The sequence below is a fragment of the Rhodohalobacter sp. 614A genome (assembly GCF_021462415.1).
In the GTDB taxonomy this organism is placed as follows: domain Bacteria; phylum Bacteroidota; class Rhodothermia; order Balneolales; family Balneolaceae; genus Rhodohalobacter.
Genome location: NZ_JAKEDS010000001.1, coordinates 463655 through 479796 on the forward strand (window position 1 = coordinate 463655; position 16142 = coordinate 479796).

The following is a 16142-nucleotide window of genomic DNA, read 5'->3' on the forward strand; positions in this document are numbered from 1 at the left end:
ATTATTTGTTTATAAAAGGTGGCTTTATGACCATCGCCGGCACCTGATCTTTCCTGATTTTTATAAATATTTTTTCGCCTTCTGCAGCTTTGCTGGTTTCCATATATCCCAACCCTATTCCTTTATTCAGAGAAATAGAGTGAGTTCCGCTTGTTACAAATCCAATTTTGGAGCCGTAACTATCACGGATTTCATATCCAGAGCGGGGAATTTTACGCTCTTCCTGAACTTCAAAACCCATTAATTTTCTTGGAATTCCATTGCTCTTTTGTTCCAGAAGGGATTCCTTCCCAACAAAATCTTCTTTCTGTAATTTCGTAAGCCAGCCCATGCGTGCTTCCAATGGATTGGTTTCCCTGGTAATATCATTCCCGTACAATGGATATCCCATTTCCAGCCGCAGAGTATCTCTTGCGCCAAGCCCTGCGGGTTCAAGGTTGAATTCTTTTCCGGCCTGCAATATCTCAACCCATATCTTTTTTATATCCACCTGGTCTGTATTCATATATAATTCAAAACCCTTTTCGCCGGTATAGCCTGTTGCCGAAATAATAATATCATCTTCGCCGGCTACGCTTCCTTTTTCAAATCTGTAAAAGGGTATGGATGCAACTTTTGTTGAAGTCAGCTTCTGAAGAATTTCTACAGACTTCGGTCCTTGCAATGCCAGCAAGCCAATGCTGTCAGATCGATTTTGAACATCTGCTTTCATGCTGTTTTTACTTTGAATCCAGTCGAGATCTTTCTCAATATTCGATGCATTCACCACCAACATGTACTGTTCTTCATCAAGCATATAAACCAAAAGGTCATCAATAATCCCGCCGTTTTCGTAACACATGGCAGAATATTGTGCCCTTCCCGGTGTTAAAACGGAGGCATCGTTAATCGTTACCTTCTGAATAAGTGCCAACGCTTCGGGCCCGGAGATAAAAAACTCACCCATGTGTGATACATCAAATAGGCCTGCATGTTTCCTCACCGCAAGATGTTCTTGCTTAATACCTGCATATTGAACGGGCATTTCAAATCCCCCAAAATCAATAAGGCGTGCCCCCAATTCTTTATGTTCAGTATATAGTGGAGTTTTTTTTAACATCTTTTCGACTTGCTTTTGCAGTTAACTCTTTTAGTTGATTTTAACAGAGCTCATACCAATAGCTCTCATTTAAAAAAATGGCAGAATGATTACCTGATTTTCAGGCTTGAATGTTAAGAGGGTAAACGCCTCGCAAATGATATTTTTCTGATTGAAGTTAATCAATCTTAAAATCTTATAACAGCTTATTGAAACGCACCGGCTTAATATACCGTTTAGTTTGCCTCACAATCTACTTATCTTTAGAAGGTAAAAACTTTAAGACTTAAATAAAGATATGTCTATCCACAAAGAAGAGGTAAAAAGTGCCCTCTCACAGGTCATCCATCCAACCTACCAGAAAGACTTGATAACTCTGGATTTAATCCAGGATCTGGTAACACAGGATAAGTATATAGCCTTTACACTTGAACTGCCTGAGAAAAATGACAAACTGGCAAATAAATTAAAAGACGAGTGTCAACAAGCTGTTAAAAAGTTTATTGACCCCGAAGCTGTTTTGGATATTACTATTGGTATAAATATTTCCAAACAACGTGAACTTGAAGGAGATCAGGGACAACAGAAAAATCAGCAGCAACAGACACAGCAACCGGTTCTTCCCGGCGTAAAAAATGTAATTGCTGTGGCGTCGGGCAAGGGTGGCGTGGGGAAATCCACAGTAGCGGCAAACCTTGCCGTGGCAATTGCACAAACGGGGGCGAAAGTCGGCTTGCTGGATACCGATATCTACGGCCCCAGCATTCCTACCATGTTTGGCGTGAAGGAACGGCCCAATATCACCACTCAAAAAAAACTCGTTCCCATCGAAAAGCATGGCGTTCACCTTGTGTCTATGGGCTTTTTGGTTGATACCGATCAAGCTATGATCTGGCGCGGACCGATGGTTACAAGCGCCATCAAACAATTTATGCAGGAGGTAGAATGGGGAGAGCTGGATTATATGATATTGGATCTCCCTCCCGGAACTGGCGACATCCAGCTAACCCTGGTACAGACAGTTCCCCTTACAGGCGCTGTGGTAGTTTCTACACCGCAAACCGTTGCTCTGGATGATGCCCGAAAAGGAGTTGCCATGTTTGGCAAAGTGAATGTTCCGGTTTTGGGGATTATTGAAAATATGGCGTACTTCGTGCCCGAAGATATGCCCGAGAAGAAGTATTACATTTTCGGGAAACATGGAGCCAGAAACCTTGCTAAAAAACTTGAAGTGCCATTTCTGGGCGAAATTCCATTGAGGGAAAATCTTCGCAAAACCAGCGATTCGGGAACGCCGATTGTGGCAAAAGATCCTGCTTCTGATTCGGGCATTTGCCTTAAAGAAATTGCGAACCGAACCCTGCAGTCGCTTGCCATTCGTAACCAGCAACAGCAATCTACAGATAAAGTTGACATCAAAATTCGTCCATAGAATTTCAAGATCATCCAATGAGATAACTGTTGATTTCCATAATCTAAGTTTAAACTCTCATTGGATGATTTACTTGTCCTGACGCACGTAAAATATGGCCGAGAATTCTACCTCAACTAAAAAGGATTATCGCTCGCTGATAGAGTGGGGAGTGATTATTGCCGTTATCCTTGTGCTTTACCTGACCGGCTGGCACACACAGGTGATCGGTACCCTTCAGCGTGGAGTTCTGGCAACAGGGCTAATAAAACCGTCCATCCCGGAAAACACTACCGGCTTTGAAAACGCCAGCCTCGACTTCTACTTTACGGATGAAAATGGTTCTGAAAAATCGCTTGGTGATTTCGAAGGAGACGTTATTTTTATGAATATCTGGGCTACATGGTGCCCGCCCTGCATTGCAGAAATGCCGTCCATCCATTCCCTTTATACTCATTTCAAAGACGATGAAAATATTTCATTTGTCTTGGTCTCAATGGATGAGGATTTTGAAAAGGCCCGGCAATTTATGGAAACGCGAGAGTATGATCTACCGATCTATCACTACCGCACAAAAGTGCGTGGAACGTATGAGAGCACCGTAATACCTACCACATATGTCATTTCACCCGATTCCAAAATTGTTCTTGAAAAGCGAGGATTTGCCAAATATGATACAGAAGAATTCAGGAATTTCCTGGAAGGATTGGCAGAGTAAACAACAAGATAGGCAGAAATAAAAAAAGAACCGGAGCACATTTGTATATCCTTCCGGTTTGGATGTGATACACAAGCAAAGTCGCGGCAATTTTTCGACTTCAACACCGATCCCACCGTAGTGTTTTCGGCGTCAGTGCTCAATTGTAATTAGCACAATTCCGCAACGTTTGTCAATACTTGTCGGCAATTATTTTTCCACAACTTTTTCACCAAGTTATCCACAAAAAATGTGAATAACTTATCTCACATACATTAGCTTGCCTGTGTTTACTTCTCCTCCCACAACAATGCGATAGATATAGATTCCGGTTGTGTACCCTCGCAAATCTACATATTCCTGATAAATTCCTGGCTGTATGTGGCTATCAACAAGTGATAAAACATGCTGTCCGGCAACCGTATATACATCCAGCAATACATCGGCAGCTTCAGAAATTGAAAACTCGATGATAGGGCTGGACAAATTTTCAGTATTATCCTGAACAAATGGATTGGGATAACTCTGGTATAATTGAACGACTTGTCCCTCTTTTAATGCTTCTGCCAGAATTGGAATTGAAAGAGGAGTCGCCTCATTATTGCCGGTATGCTGAATCATCAGGTTACTTCTCTGCCGCACATCATTTGTTGGTGTATAGGTAACAGTAAATTCCTGTGAAGCTCCCGGTTGAATGGTGAAACTGCTATTTCCCGCAATAGCGAACTGACCACCTTCTACCTCCATCGAACCTGTAAGAGGCAATTCAGCATCTTCTCTATTGGAAAGAGTTATTGTTCTCTGGGCTGTTTCACCCAAATTAATCACTCCAAAATTTAATTCATCTGTACTGGCAGTGATGATGGAAGAATCTATCAGGTCCAGGCAACCTTCTCCAAGTGGCCAACCCATATCACTGAAAATGCCACACATGAGTGGCCCCGGGCTATGTACGGCAAAAGCCGAGGCAATATTGGGTACCATCAGAGCATTCACTGTTCTATTGAATGTATTCAGATCCACATGCGAATAACTTGACCCCTGCCTGTACGGATTAGGTGTAAACAGCTTTGCTCGATGAAATACGCCGAAGCCATTCAATGAATTGTTTGCATTTTCTCCATCGAAGAAAACACCGCCTTCTTCTCCCACGAGTGCTTCATAAAGCTCTTGCGAAGGGTTTGGATAGGTACTTGTCTCAATCAAATGAGTATTGTTTCCATCTACTGTGAACCGATCATAAATAATGGGTGTATCAAATGCCCATTCTGCTGTTTCCGTCTCTTCCTCGGCTGAAAGCCCTCCAAGAAAACCAAGGCCGTGGCCTATTTCATGTAAAATCACCGTTACAAAATCGTATCGACCAGACGGCACGTTGGCATCTGTGCCAAAATACCAATCGTCACGAGTACACTGCACGTCCATATCAATATCATAATCAACTTCGTCGAGCTGATCTCTATAAGGCTGTTTGGCAATTGCACTGATTTGTGAAATTGCATACCATGTGTCTGGTAATCCGTAATTGGAATCAGGTAATTTTAAAACCCGGCCAGGAGTGGCACTGGCAAGTGTGTTGTCATCCAATTCCGTCCAGTTTGCCCTCACCTTAATGGGAATATCAGAATTAACGTGATCTGCCCAAATGGCCATGGCAAATTCAAAAGCACCTTTCGCTTGTTGCGGCCATTGCTCTCCACTGCAAGAACTGGAAAAATCAACATCTAAAAGGGTTTGTGTTTTAGCTTTTATCCTGTCCCTCACTTCAGGATTGGACTGAACAAAAAAGTGAGCATCGACGTCGGTTGCAGGAAGGTTACAAACATGCCTGCTGTGGGCTTCATCAATAAAATTTAAGGGATGATTTCCGGCATCCTGGGCAGACATATTATGAATGGACAGAAGCCCTATCAGAAGGGTTAGAAAAAATAATTTCCTGAACATAAAAAGTAGAATCAAAAATGTGCAGTTAAGTAGAAAACGTCTTGATGCTTCTGAAAATTAAAGACCTTGTGATGTTACAAGATTTTCACTCGAAAGTCAGAATTTTTTGAAAAAAATAACTTTTCCAAACGAAACAAAAGGCCTTTAAGTTTTTTAAATGGCGATGATTAAGAACTCATCACCAACTGTGTGATCACTGAATGAAAACACCTTTTTGAGTTGATATGAATTCTCAGGTAAGCCGAACCACAACTTCATCAATCGTTGGATTAATCCTGTGGATTGGACTATGCTTTTTAGTTGCGTGGACCGGCGCCAGGGTATCTCCGGGAATTGCACCTTCGGAATGGTACAACGCTTTAAACAAACCGGGCTGGAATCCTCCCAACTGGGTTTTTGGGCCGGTATGGACGCTGCTTTATACGTTAATGGGAATCGCAGCCTGGAGAATCTGGAATAAATTTGGATTCCGTGAGGCGAGACCAGCCCTCGTCCTTTTCCTGCTTCAGTTGGGACTGAATGGATTATGGTCTCAACTTTTTTTTAGACTGCAATCTCCCGGATGGGCATTTATAGAGATTTTCTTTCTTTTGGCAGCTATTATCATCACAAGCTACCTCTTTTCAAAAAAAGACAAATGGGCGTTTGGGTTGATGGTGCCATATATTCTTTGGGTCAGTTTTGCGGCCTGCCTGAACGGCACCATCTGGTGGATAAATTAAACGGACTATTTGATAATTGCCATCTTTTGCACCTCCATAAAATCGCCGGCAACAATTCGGAGGAAGTACGTTCCAGAGGCTAAGCTTGCAGCCTGCAATTGTTCGAAATACACACCCGCAGCCCGCTCCTCATCAATTAAAACAGAAACTCTTCTGCCTACCGAATCAAAAACATCCAGAGTAACATCAACATTTTGTGATAACTGGAAACGAACGGTTGTCGAAGAATTGAACGGGTTTGGATAATTCTGGGCAATGGCCGTTTCCCTTACAACTGTTGTAAATTGGTTTACTTCGCTCCAATCACTCTCCCCGCCAATATTGGTCGCTTTAACTCGCCAATAATAAATTGTTGCGGGATCAATCGGATCACTGAGTGTGAACATTGGATCTGAACTGGTTCGTTGAATCACTCCGTCTGAAAAAAAGATTTCATCCTGGGATATCTGGATGATGTACTCGGAAGCGCGTTCACTTTCAGACCAGCTAAAAGTAGCCGTGGTTGAAACCTGATTTTCATTCTCTGATGGCGAAATGAGTAACACCGGATCGGGTTTTTCTATAATTGTTGTAAACGTTCGAACCTCGCTCCAACCGCCGGAACCAGATGAATTTAAGCCTCTGACACGCCAATAATACACTGTTGAAAAATCTAAAAAGCCTGTATTCAAAAATCGTGGTGGAGAAATGGTTTCATCAATAACAGGATTAGAGAAACCAGGATTTTCAGCTACCTGAATCTGGTATTCATCGGCCCTGCCAGACGGCTGCCATGTAAAAGAAAACCCGGGGCGCAGATTCGTTGCATTATCATCAGGAAGTGAAAGAGAAATTGCATCCGGCGGACTGTTAGTTGTTGTGAATCTGTATTTGGTGCTAAATTTGCTGGATCCCCCCGCGCTTAAAGCCTGTATCCGCCAAAAATAAAGAGTGTTATAATCCAGGTCTTGTTGAATATCGTAAGAAGTGCCCGTGACGACCTGGTCGATAAATGTATCCTCAAAATTGAAATCCGTAGCTACTTGTATCCGATAGTCAGCGGCACCTGCCACAGATTGCCACAATAATGTAGGATTCAGGATGGACTCGAATGAGCCATTCGCAGGAAAAACCGGAAAAGGCCGGCTCAAAAATCCCTCATCCGGCAACAAATCAAGACAAGCTTCTCCTAATGGCCAACCGAAATCATCTAATAAGCCGCAAAAAATTGGCCCCGGACTATGAACAGCAAACTGAGCATCAAGAAATGGACGCATCAATGCATTTTGGGTGTTTCCGTATAATTGCTGATTTAAATGGGCATAACTTTGCCCTTGCGCAAACAGTGTCGGCGAATGAAGCTGAACCCTATTATCATCATACGCAAATTCCGCCTGGGGACCATTAAAAAAAATGCCGCCAAACCTCCCTGTCAATGCATCATAAAGTAGTTCTGAAAAACGTGGATAAATATCCGAATTTATTAACCGGTTGAATTCTCCGTCCAGAGTAAAGCGATCATACACCATTGGAAATTCTGACTGGCCAAAACCCCAATCCGCGATTTGCGAAGTTGTATTACCAATCATACTGCCGGTAAACCCGATACCATGACCGATTTCGTGCAAGAAAACCGTAACAAAATCATACATGCCGGCCGGCGGATTTGCATCTGTTCCCATGTACCAGTCATCGAACTCGCAGTTTATGCTCATTGTCATGTCATAGTCAGTGTCGAGTTCAGTTACCAAATCACTTCCGATGATTGCACTGGCATTTGCGATAGTGTATAGTGTATTTGGGAAAAGATCACCCGATGCACTTGATGTTGTCTCAACAATAATTGGCGAAGTGCCTCCAAGAACGCCCTCTTCAAGTGGTGCCCAGGTTGCTTCAATACGAATGGGAACAGGGGTATTCAGATAAGCCTCCCAAATATCAGCGGCATATTCAAATGCTGCTTTTGCATCTTCTGGCCAGGAACCGCCACCGCAATTATTAAGATAAGTAACTTCAATTTGAGCCGTTGCAGCATTCGAAGCACGCTTCTGTCTTAAAACATCCGGTGCAAATTTATAATGAGCATTCACATCTGTTGGATGAAGAATACAAACGTCGGGCGAGTCTTCTATCACTTTAAAGGTTCTCTCTTGTCCAAAAACTGAAGCATGTATCAAAAACAAGATGAATAAAAGGGAAGCATATCTAAAAAAGGATAACTTCATAGATTTTCATTGTGTTTAAAACTGAGATGAAGGCAGAATAAAATACACAATTCAATCTTAAGTTCTGCCGTGTGTACCTAAAACATAATCCCCAGCCGTGATACCCTTGGATATTTTCGGTTTATGAAAACCGATCCGCCAACCTGTTTATCAAATACCCGCTTTCTTTGAGGGCCTGGGATGCAAAGCTTCCAAAGAAATCAGTCACCGCCTCAAACTCTTTCACAAAACCTCTTTTATCATCTTCTTCAACCATTTTCATCAAGTTCTTCTGATGATTAAAAAAGCGGAGGAGCAACTCACGGCGTTCTTTATTGGAAAAAACGATATCTGCATAAAGTTCTGCATCCTGGGCAAAAATCCGTCCGGTCATCATGAGTTCGGCCCGATAAATAGGGCTTGAGTACTCCAGAATTTCAGCCGGATTCAAATCATATTCCTTCATGAAAGAACCGTGCAAAAGTGCCACAAAATGGCGCAATCCTTGTACCAGGTGCATCACATGGTCGTGCTTTGCAGGGTCCGCATCAATAATTCGCAATCCCCAAAGCTTGCACTGCTCTTTGAACCATTCTGCTTTTTCGGAATCCCGTCCGGCACAAAATACCATTAACTGTTTCGAAAGATTGGGGACATCCGGTCCGTGCATGGGGTGAAGAGAAATAACCGGCCCGCTGTGAGCATCCAACATGGCCTGCAACGGTTCGGATTTATTACTGGTAAAATCCGCCAGGATCGTTTCCGGTTTTAGTTTGGGTGCAATTCTCTCGATTACATCTACAGTTACATGAATGGGCACTGTAATTATCACCAAATCAAGTTTTGGAGCCATCTCTTCAAGCTGGTACCAATTCCCTTTGTCGATACTGTAGGCTACATGGCCGCTATGTTCGGTAAATTTTCTGTAGAGGCTGCCCATTCCTCCTTCACCGCCAACGTACAAAATGTGTTTCGGTTCGGTGGTTGAGCGGGGAAATGTATCTGCCGATTGTGCCGCACGTGAGGCCGCCATGATCATCCGCAAAAAATCTTCTGCCCAATCAGGATCAAGATCTCTCGCTTTTGCTTTTTCACGAAAAACGTCGGTCTTTTCATGTTCGCGCCGTGCAACAAAAACCGGGAGCTGCTTTTCCACTTTTCGTTTCAAAACATCCTGCACAACCTCTTTTCGTTGTTGTAACAGATCCAGAATCTGATCATCGATTTTATCGATTTTCTGTCTTTGTTCTTTTAGCTCTTTTTGATCAGGCATTTCAAATATATAAAGTATCTATTCGCAGTTGTAAAAATGAACCATGAAAGTTAAAACTATCTGCGGGATATTAGTAGCAGATTCTTTTGGAAAGTGAATGGCACGGTGTAAAAAACATCCCTGTAACCATCTTTGGCGTGATGGAGTTGTTCTTTAGAATGCGTGTTGACTCAAGATCAAATCCGCAATTCCAGCCGAAGCATATATCCAAATCCTTCTTCTGAACCGATTGGATGAGTTCTGTACTTTTGGTTGAAAAGATTGCTGAGCATAAATACAGTGCGAATTCTCTGCTGCCAAAACCATTTTGATAAAACGAGATCTATATTTATACCTGCCGGAACTTCATTGCTAAAGGTAAATAAGCGATAGGGAAACTGCGGATGAAACGTTCGGTTTAGTTTCCCGTCCAGGCGGCGAAATTCATCCCAAACCGTTTTGGTTTGATACTGGATATTGAGCCGAATCTCCAAATCCGGTGATGGATTTAGAATTGTAGAATGGCGGAGCAAGTACTCCGGAATGGTTTTCCAATAACTTTTATAGGCTACATCGCCATCCAGCGTATGGGAATAGTGAATGCCAAATGTTTGACGGAATGAATCGGACCAGTTCAGTTCCGTATCCATAGAAAGTTTTAGCCGCTGACCTGATTGGTTATCAAACAAAAAATATGCCGTCGGCAACGTACTTAACTGAATGTAATACCGGGCATCCTGGAATGGAACATGAACGTTCAGATGATTGAGATATTCGGCTTTTAGATGAACACCAACCAGGTTTGAAAACTGAAGTTCATGACGGTTTGATAGCGAATATAACCGGGTATTGGAGATATCATCCGTTACAAAGACATAAGAATCGAGACGGCTCATTATATCATATCCGCCACTAATCCACTCACTTATCGGGTTTGATACCTCCGGTAAAAGCTCGGAATAAGATCCTTCAAAAGAAGTTGTCCATCCTTTTATCAGATCAAACTCCAAGAAACCTCTTGCGCGAATCGGTTTTTGATCATCATGAAATGTGATTGCAGAATACGAGCCAAATCGCAGCCGGGAAGTTACATTTGTCAGTTGATCCACAAACAGATCCACAAACTGCTGATCTTCTTCTGTTAAGCCGCTTGCTTTCGTTTCAACTTTTTGATACTCAGAACCGATGTCGAACCGAAATATTTTCCTATTCAAGAAGACAGAAATCCGGCCTGTTGTGGTTGTCTGCTTCCAGTCAAAGTCCTGATTAAATTGATTCCTCCGATATTCCGTAGCTTTATCTTTGTACTGGGCCATTGATCGAATTCCGAATGAATTATTCAAAAAGAAAGATCCTGAAGCCGAATATTGCTCTGTGGTGAAATCTGTAGGAACCTCTCTTGCAAGCGGCTGAAAATAAAGAAACTCTTCACTTTCCGAACGGATTCCATGGATTTTCAAATCCACACGATTACTTTGAATTCCGGTTTCAACAAGTCCCAGATGGGTGGTTGCCTCGGCATCCGGCCATCTTCCTTCAAGCGGAAAACCGATTAGATTTTTAATCCTGGTTTGTACATGTGGATTGATATTAAGATTCCTGTGTGTTCGCAGAACTCCTTTTGCGTACCAGTTGCCAAATTTTAGAGAAGCCCCGGCATCCACCCACGGGCCAAAACGCTCCACATTTGGAGTCACCTGTTGTTCATCAAAAACCCACGGACCGGGTTCATCTGAATTATGCCCATATTGACCAGAAACAAATACCGATAACCCATTCTGAACCGGAACAGATTTCAGGTTTATCAATCCAGAAGAGTAATTAATTCCGGAGTACATCCCGATTCCGTCACTCATATCTACCTTTTGGATTTGGCCGAACGAAACCGGCAATAATTGTGAGAAGTTCATCCCAAAAAAAGTAGGATCAAATGGAATGCCGTCAAGAATGTAGGTCGGCTGCGGACCATAGTATCCATAATAGCCGGAATTTACTTTGTACGACATCCGGTCGATGGAAAAGAAACTCCAATCAGACTTCCATATCAGGTCTTCTGATCTCAAAACTATTTCCGTTTTAATAGAATCCTGACCCGTTTCTTCAACGACTGGTTTTGTAAGGCTTACTTCTGATTCACTCTGAAGAAACAGCCCCATTAAAAAGAGAAGCGTTATCATCATTTAAAAAAATCTTTCAGTCCGTCTGTCGTGTTGAAGATCACAGAAAACCCGGCAGCACCAACCCATTCTGCGAACGAAATATGGTAGAGAGTTCTGTTGTAAGCGATTGATGTATAGAAGCCGAAGCGATCGTTAATCCGCCGTTGAATCCTGAATTGTAATTCGTAGGAAAACTCGCTTTCAGTTTTATTGAATCGGTATCCGTCCCCGTAAATTTTATCCTGATCATGAAAAGTAAATCGGTTTCCGATGCGAACACCCGGCACTATGGACAAGTCTTTATCTTCCGATACAAAATACGTATAGTGCCAGCCTACGAAAAGAAATCCCGAATGGAAACCAGAGTTCTCATAATCCATAGCGTTATATCGCATGTAGCGAATCCCCGTCTCAAGATTTCCAAAGTAGTAAGGGGTACTGATCTCCAGGCCGAATCCCGCTGTGGGCGACCAGTGTTTAAGAATGGTATTGCCGCCGAATATTCCGTTGCCGGTTGCTGTAAAGTTTAACTCGCTAAAACTCTCCTGTGAATATGCAGAGGTGATGGAACAGATAAAGAGCCATAAAAAAATTAAAGTGGAAACTTTTCGGATCATTCGTGAGGGTTTCTTCCGGATCAAACTGATTGGTTAATATCGACAACCGAACGATTTGTTTCACGGATTAATTTCGACTCAAAAACAAAAAAGGCGTAAGTGGAGACTTACGCCTTTTTATAAAAAATTACACCTATCAAATTTGATCCGAAATCTCCGCTATAATACAACCGGAAAATGCCGGGCAAGCCTGTCTTTCGGCAGATAATCCACAAACTATTTGATAACAGTCAATTTACGTGAAAGAACCATATTACCAGCATTCAACCGATAAATATAAACACCGCTTGAAAGGTTGGATGCATCGAAGTTTACTAAATGCGAACCGGCTTCCATTGTTTGATTGACAAGCGTTGCTACTTGCCGCCCTACAAGGTCATACACTTCAAGTCTTACATCTGCGGTTTGTGGCAGATCGTAAGAGATTTGAGTAGTCGGGTTAAACGGATTTGGATAGTTCTGATTCAATGCGACAGTTGCCGGAATTTCTACAAAATCCCTTGGCTGTGTGGCTATCATAAAACGGTCTGCAGTAGCAAACGTTTTTGCTTTTTGGGGACTATTCACAGAACACCTGTTAAATTGATCTCCACCAGGAACTTTAGCAACAGCCTCTGTCGAAAACTGGTAACTAAAGTTTTCGTCAATTCGGATACTTTCTTTCTTAACCAGGTCGATGAAGTAAAGATCTGCACCAAATGAAAGATCCAGGTCGGTTGCCGTAATTGTGAAATAACCAGAACGAGTTGTTTCCAGGCTGACAGGAATTTCGAAGGCATCATCGGGAATGGGATAGTGGCCGATATCATAAATGGTGCCGTCTGCTTTTTTCGTTCCCAGCATAGCGTACTCAGGTGACATGGGCTGAAGTTCGAGAGCATCTGTAATAGATTTTTCTAATGAACCTTCATTAGAAAATTGAAGCCACATTGAATTATAAAGCCCCTCACCATTTAACTCAAACCGGGCAAAATTACTAAGACTTTTTTCTTTTCCATAAAAAGTACCATCAGTAGCTTTACTGGCATCTCTAAAATCAACCTGTGGATTCGAACCGTTATTTTGAACAAAAAATCCCTGAAATGCGGCTATCGTCCCATCATCATTAAAAATATCACCACCACCCGCTGAGGTACCGGTAATCCAGCTACCAGGGAGGCCACCTGTGGAGTTATCTCCCCCATCTCCGGATTCAGTATTACGATTCCATATATATACCGTCTCAACTACATCTTGAGTAGTTCCTTCAAAAATACCATCGTTAGTTGTGGCAATATGCAATGGAGACTTAAATGGATTTCCAAGGAGTGTCCAGCCACTATCATCATCATTCATGGCTGTAAATGTGAGTGGCGCATTTTCAGAACCGGTGACTGACAATGTTTTATCAAATCCTGTATCAGCGGGAGAATTCGTATAGTCATCATCGGAATAAACAGAAACCAAAAATCCCGAACCAGGTGCGATAATATTGCCTAAATCCGGAACCCCTTCCCAATCTCCATCACTTGCACCTGGTTCATCCGGCCAGAGCCACACGTTAGGGTCTCCACTGGTATAGTCTGCCCCAGGCATTCCCTGGGTCCAAATTGGATCTAATAAAGTTGCATACGTAGTTCCTTCTACTGGTGCAGAAAGCATTCTGTAACATTCAGCTACAGTTAATAATGTTTCATCGGCTTCAAGCTCAGTACTTACACTAATCATAAAAGCATCTTCCGCAAAGTAGTATTGAAGCAATGGGTCATCTCCATCGGCATTGGAGGCGAGTAGTAACTGAAGTTCTCCTCCACTCACATCCGGGGTTCCTTCAGTAACACTGTAGTGAACTGCTTCGGCGGGATCTCCTCCTTCTCCATCGGGGTCAAATGTCCAGTTTGCATCATTGCCAGCCCATCCAAACCCTTCATCGGCGGTTGTTCCGGATCGAACAAAAACTCTGAATGTTAAGCTGGTTATATTTTCTCCGGTGACCAATACTGAACCGTGTGCAGCGCCATCGGCATCATCCGAACCACCGCCGGCAGACGGTCCATCGTAGTCAAAGCGATCACTTGGATCGTCTGATGTATTGATAATTTTGTCGTCATCTTCAATCCCCAAAAGAACACTTTCACTCAGTACACTCAATGTTACATCACTTGCATCTCCGTCTACAAAATCTATTTCGGCATCAATCAAATCCAACTCAACACTCGCACTATTCCGGTAATTTTGTACAATTGAGGCCCCATTATTTATTGTAGCATCCCAATCCGCCCCCAAACCCATGAAATGGATAACCGGGTTCGTGAGAGGTTCAGAAAATTCAATAGTCAGATCGGCTAAATCATAATCAATTGGTACGCCACCACTTAGCATTGGCTGATTTTGCAAACCACTAAGTGAAGCCACAAGAAATGCACCGTAGTTTGCACTGAGGTCAATCCCCTCTCCAGTATTTCCAGCATCTGTAGCCGTATAATAACCGTCTGTAGGGTCACTGATATAATTTAAACCTGTGAAAAGAGAATCTTCAATTCCATTTACAAGGTATGTATCGTCCACATAGTTTGATCCGCCTGAGTTTGCAAAGTTTACATACCAGCCAAAAGACAGTGGATTTGTGTTGTTCGCCTGCAATGAGTTGTAAGCGGTATTGAAATTATCAATGGTAATTGTAACCGTAGTTTGCGGCAAGTAAGTACTAAATGTATTCCCTCCCGGATTATTTGCATTCCTTAACAGGTCAAAAGAAACAGTAGTCGCAGGCCCTGAAGCCGATGCATCACCCACACTTCCAACAGCTGCTTCCAAAGTTTGGGGTTGTGCATATGCGTTCTGAATAGTAATGGTTCCCAAAAAGAGAATGCTTACTGCGGCAGAAAAGAGAAATTTAATCCAAAAAACAAGATATGATGAATTGTGTGAGCTTGATAATCTATTATGTCCCATGGTTAGCTGTTATTAAGATTGTATGCCCGGGTTAGTGAATCTCCTTCATTGACCCACATATTATATGTATAAAATTAGAAAAGGGGCATGATAATATTTTAACATACCCCTCTCTAAACAAAGAATTGATAATGGTTTTTTTATTAGCGGTTACCGCCTCCGGTACCACCAATTCCACCGCCTCCGGGGTTACACTCATCAAATTCATTAACATGAATGTACCACCACCACCTTTTGCTTTCGCCTTCTTCATCGCCAGCATAAGCGGTTTCAGTTTTCTTAACACTTCCTCCTTTAATTTCGCCAACCACGGCATGGGCTACAATGTAAAGATCTTCAAGATCTGCGCTGTCAGATAATCCCAACGAAGCCAGTGAGATTGTATAAGTAATTGAAGTTTGTGCTACACCGAATGTATCTCCATATGGGAAATGACCGTTTTTAGGGGCATTATTACCGGCCGTTGGCAGATCATTTAAATCTGTTCCAACCCAAAGATGTGTTTCTGTAATTCCCCAGCCATTATTTGCATAATAAGTTACATACACATTTTCATCATCAATTGAATATGTAACTGTACCGGCTTCAATTGAATTTCGCCCGGCTTTTAAGATAACCGATGTTTCTGAAACACATGTTTCCGCTAATGCCGCATTCTCATAATTGTCGGCATTCAGGCGTGAATCTGCGTTATTTGGGCCCATAACATCACTACAGCCCTGGGCAAAAACTACTACAAGGACCAATGCACTAATAAAGCTACCAATCCTTTTGTTACTACTTTCCATATTTTTAACCATTTCTTAGACTTGACTTAAATTTGACTGCTAAAACAATCATTTTTCTACTCTCAATTATACCCTGATTTAAAACCTTTTCTAATTAGACTTCTCTAACAAAATCAACAACTTATGTATTAGTTTTTTTTAATTTTTTTTCAAAATCAATCTTTTTTTTAAAATATTTTTTTATCAAAATAGATGATTAAATATATTTTTAAATTCATTCATATAGAGGTGAGACATTCAAAAAAGTTATACACTTAATGCTACTTAAGAAGAGAGCCTAAAAACCGATAAACCCTTTTATTCTTTTGGGCAAGAGAAGCTTAATAAAGATAGAGGAACCTTAAAATATCAGCCTTT

General features: G+C 42.1%; 11 protein-coding genes. 3 read left to right on the forward strand and 8 right to left on the reverse strand.

The genetic code is table 11. From position 1 onward, the window contains the following. Position 1: 1 nt before the first annotated feature. Positions 2 to 1099: a glycine cleavage system aminomethyltransferase GcvT gene (gcvT, locus tag L0B18_RS01785; RefSeq protein WP_234567420.1), complete on the reverse strand. Its 1098-nt coding sequence runs from the start codon at positions 1097 to 1099 to the stop codon at positions 2 to 4. 277 nt (positions 1100 to 1376) lie between these two features. Here gcvT and L0B18_RS01790 point away from each other — a divergent pair, with 277 nt between their 5' ends. Together L0B18_RS01790 and L0B18_RS01795 are read left to right on the forward strand one after the other, a co-directional pair. Next, positions 1377 to 2510 (forward strand): Mrp/NBP35 family ATP-binding protein, encoded by a 1134-nt coding sequence (locus tag L0B18_RS01790; protein WP_234567421.1) that lies wholly within the window; start codon positions 1377 to 1379, stop codon positions 2508 to 2510. Positions 2511 to 2604: 94 nt separating this feature from the next. Then, positions 2605 to 3207, forward strand: coding sequence for a TlpA family protein disulfide reductase (locus tag L0B18_RS01795; protein WP_234567422.1), 603 nt, complete (start codon positions 2605 to 2607; stop codon positions 3205 to 3207). 240 nt (positions 3208 to 3447) lie between these two features. Here the strand turns inward: L0B18_RS01795 and L0B18_RS01800 are convergent, their stop codons facing one another. Beyond that, positions 3448 to 5130: a choice-of-anchor D domain-containing protein gene (locus tag L0B18_RS01800; RefSeq protein WP_234567423.1), complete on the reverse strand. Its 1683-nt coding sequence runs from the start codon at positions 5128 to 5130 to the stop codon at positions 3448 to 3450. A 224-nt stretch (positions 5131 to 5354) separates the two neighbouring features. Between L0B18_RS01800 and L0B18_RS01805 the strand changes: the two genes are divergently transcribed. Then, positions 5355 to 5852 (forward strand): TspO/MBR family protein, encoded by a 498-nt coding sequence (locus tag L0B18_RS01805; protein WP_234567424.1) that lies wholly within the window; start codon positions 5355 to 5357, stop codon positions 5850 to 5852. 5 nt (positions 5853 to 5857) lie between these two features. On the opposite strand, the gene L0B18_RS01810 is transcribed toward L0B18_RS01805, so the two are convergent. The 6 genes from L0B18_RS01810 to L0B18_RS01835 all read right to left on the reverse strand — a co-directional run bounded on the left by L0B18_RS01810 (position 5858) and on the right by L0B18_RS01835 (position 15785). Further along, positions 5858 to 8056, reverse strand: a complete 2199-nt coding sequence (locus L0B18_RS01810) for a T9SS type A sorting domain-containing protein (RefSeq protein ID WP_234567425.1) — start codon at positions 8054 to 8056, stop codon at positions 5858 to 5860. Between the two features lie 121 nt (positions 8057 to 8177). Further along, positions 8178 to 9308: a bifunctional chorismate mutase/prephenate dehydrogenase gene (gene tyrA / locus L0B18_RS01815; RefSeq protein ID WP_234567426.1), complete on the reverse strand. Its 1131-nt coding sequence runs from the start codon at positions 9306 to 9308 to the stop codon at positions 8178 to 8180. Between the two features lie 176 nt (positions 9309 to 9484). Beyond that, positions 9485 to 11467 (reverse strand): hypothetical protein, encoded by a 1983-nt coding sequence (locus L0B18_RS01820; RefSeq protein ID WP_234567427.1) that lies wholly within the window; start codon positions 11465 to 11467, stop codon positions 9485 to 9487. Next, positions 11464 to 12063, reverse strand: coding sequence for a hypothetical protein (locus tag L0B18_RS01825; protein ID WP_234567428.1), 600 nt, complete (start codon positions 12061 to 12063; stop codon positions 11464 to 11466). Before L0B18_RS01825 ends, L0B18_RS01820 begins: the two co-directional genes overlap by 4 nt. A gap of 216 nt (positions 12064 to 12279) precedes the next feature. Beyond that, positions 12280 to 14997, reverse strand: a complete 2718-nt coding sequence (locus L0B18_RS01830; protein WP_234567429.1) for a T9SS type A sorting domain-containing protein — start codon at positions 14995 to 14997, stop codon at positions 12280 to 12282. A gap of 143 nt (positions 14998 to 15140) precedes the next feature. Continuing rightward, a complete protein-coding gene (locus L0B18_RS01835) occupies positions 15141 to 15785 on the reverse strand; it encodes a hypothetical protein (RefSeq protein WP_234567430.1) in 645 nt (214 codons plus the stop codon). Between the last annotated feature and the right edge of the window lie 357 nt (positions 15786 to 16142).

What these genes read in the sequence shown, in the direction of transcription:
- L0B18_RS01795 (WP_234567422.1), top strand. Translation starts at nt 2,605, where the DNA reads ATGGCCGAGAATTCTACCTCAACTAAAAAGGATTATCGCTCGCTGATA.
- gcvT (WP_234567420.1), bottom strand. Translation starts at nt 1,099, where the DNA reads ATGTTAAAAAAAACTCCACTATATACTGAACATAAAGAATTGGGGGCA.
- L0B18_RS01825 (WP_234567428.1), bottom strand. Translation starts at nt 12,063, where the DNA reads ATGATCCGAAAAGTTTCCACTTTAATTTTTTTATGGCTCTTTATCTGT.
- L0B18_RS01820 (WP_234567427.1), bottom strand. Translation starts at nt 11,467, where the DNA reads ATGATGATAACGCTTCTCTTTTTAATGGGGCTGTTTCTTCAGAGTGAA.
- L0B18_RS01835 (WP_234567430.1), bottom strand. Translation starts at nt 15,785, where the DNA reads ATGGAAAGTAGTAACAAAAGGATTGGTAGCTTTATTAGTGCATTGGTC.
- L0B18_RS01830 (WP_234567429.1), bottom strand. Translation starts at nt 14,997, where the DNA reads ATGGGACATAATAGATTATCAAGCTCACACAATTCATCATATCTTGTT.
- L0B18_RS01790 (WP_234567421.1), top strand. Translation starts at nt 1,377, where the DNA reads ATGTCTATCCACAAAGAAGAGGTAAAAAGTGCCCTCTCACAGGTCATC.
- L0B18_RS01810 (WP_234567425.1), bottom strand. Translation starts at nt 8,056, where the DNA reads ATGAAGTTATCCTTTTTTAGATATGCTTCCCTTTTATTCATCTTGTTT.
- L0B18_RS01800 (WP_234567423.1), bottom strand. Translation starts at nt 5,130, where the DNA reads ATGTTCAGGAAATTATTTTTTCTAACCCTTCTGATAGGGCTTCTGTCC.
- L0B18_RS01805 (WP_234567424.1), top strand. Translation starts at nt 5,355, where the DNA reads ATGAATTCTCAGGTAAGCCGAACCACAACTTCATCAATCGTTGGATTA.
- tyrA (WP_234567426.1), bottom strand. Translation starts at nt 9,308, where the DNA reads ATGCCTGATCAAAAAGAGCTAAAAGAACAAAGACAGAAAATCGATAAA.